General features: G+C 59.0%; 1 protein-coding gene. It reads left to right on the top strand.

The annotated features are described in order from the left end of the window. On the top strand, window positions 1-1,974 hold a 1,974-nt coding region (locus tag WBV42_RS12060), incomplete at both ends, for a hypothetical protein (protein WP_423986256.1).

Here is a 1,974-nt window from a genome sequence, read left to right as displayed (position 1 = left end):
TTTGATGCCTGCCGACACGTCGATGTTTTACTTTCCGGTCGATGCCGCCGTCGAAATCGAGACGACCGCTCTCGAAGTACCGAAATCGGTGCCCATAACGATTCGCCAGCGAGACGGCACGATGGTGGCTGAAACCTCGAACGAATCGGACTGTTCCTTCGAATCCGGGGCGTATCTGGTCGAGCTGAGTTCGGCACCGATGAAGCTGTATCTGCTACTCGATAGCTCGATGCGAATCGAATACGAAGGAAAGAGCGCTTTCTTTTCGTTCGACCCCGACACCACCGTGTACGTCGGTGCGCGCTCGTACCACGACCAGCCAGCGGGGACGATAACCGTCACCGACGACATCCGGGACGTTATGCGCGCCATCTCGCTGTTCGGATCGGCGCTGAAGACGCTCTCGCCCGAGCGCTCGTTCCCTACACTTCGGGGCCATCCGCCGCTCATCGAGTACGGTGAGGAGTTTTCCGCGCCCGATACCCTCGAACCCGTCGATTCGGGTGTCGAACTCGTCGTCCCACCGGACCCTGAACACGTCTATCCGATAGCGCCGCTCGCGTACTATCTCGGTGCGACCGTGATCCCAGGGGACGACCCACGTCTCGTCGCCGGATCGTTCGAGTACCCGCTCGTCGGTTCCGAGGGGTACGGCGAAACCGTCAGCCGCGTCCTCCGACAAACGTTTCTGCTGGACTGTCTGACCCGGACGGAAGGCTACTACCGGATAGAACTCCACGAGCGAGAACGAGTCGAACCACTGGTCGATTTCGACTTCGCCAAACTCTATACTACCCCGCTTCCGGAACGACTCGCGGCATACCTTTCGGTGCCGTTCGAGACGCTCGAACCGTTCGTCCCGAACTGGCAGTTGGGGGTTGATCTCGCCCCGACGGCGAGCGGTATCGAGTACGTACCGTACCTCGCCCGTGACCTCGCGCTCGTCCGAATTCCGGACGAACCAACCCCCAAAGCAGCCAATTCGATGTCCAACGCCCAGACGGAGTTCTTCCGATCCTCGATATCGGGTGCCCTGACTCGCGGGGCGAGCGGGTGGGAAGCGGTGGACGAGCACGACATATTTCAGGTGGACGCGATGCCGAACGTCGTCGAGCAGGCGTGGGCAGGCCCGGGATACCCACTGAAGGTCAACAAACTGGATGTAAGCGCGCTTCGAGGGCGTATCGACCGTCGCCCTTCTTCGGACACCATCACCATACACGTCGTCTGTAACGACGAGGGGATGATGGACGAGAACGTCGTTCGTGAGATATACGGATTACAGGACATGCTCGACTTCGACGTGATCGCACACTACGATCTATCGCGTGGCGAGCTCGCAGATCTGCTGGCCCAGCCGGCTGATTTCATCCACTATATCGGCCACGTAGACGAGAACGGATTCCTCTGTTCCGATGGGTCGCTCGATGTGCGGTCGATTCCGGAGGTCGGCGTGTCCGCATTTCTGTTGAACGCCTGCCAATCCTACGAACAGGGGCACGAACTCGTCAAGAAGGGGAGTCAGGGTGGCGTCGTAACGCTCTCCCCGGTTGGCAACCCGATGGCGACGGAACTCGGGCAGACGTTGGCTCGTCTTCTGAACCGTGGATTCACGCTTCGAACCGCGTTATCCATCGCCCAGCGCCATTCGGTACACGGCTACCAGTACACGGTCATGGGCGATGGAGGTGTGTCGCTCGTCCAGAATGAGAAGGGGAATCCGCGGTATCTGAAGATAGAGCGAGTCGGCGAAGACCGGTTCGAGGTCGAGATAAGCGTGTGTTTGACCTATCTGTTCGGACTCGGCACTCATGTCAATTTCCATCACGACTGGTCGCAAAAACGGTTTTTGGGGTCCGCGCCAGTGACGACGTTGACATTGACCGCGGAACAGCTCCAAGCTGAACTTTCGAAACAAGTCGTTCCGGTCGAGGTGAACGGTGAACTCGTCTGGAGCGATGAAATACAGGTATC

Source organism: Haladaptatus sp., assembly GCF_049589095.1.
Taxonomy (GTDB): Archaea; Halobacteriota; Halobacteria; order Halobacteriales; family Haladaptataceae; genus Haladaptatus.
Note: the sequence above shows the minus strand (reverse complement) of the source record. Positions and strands in the feature narration are given on the sequence as shown.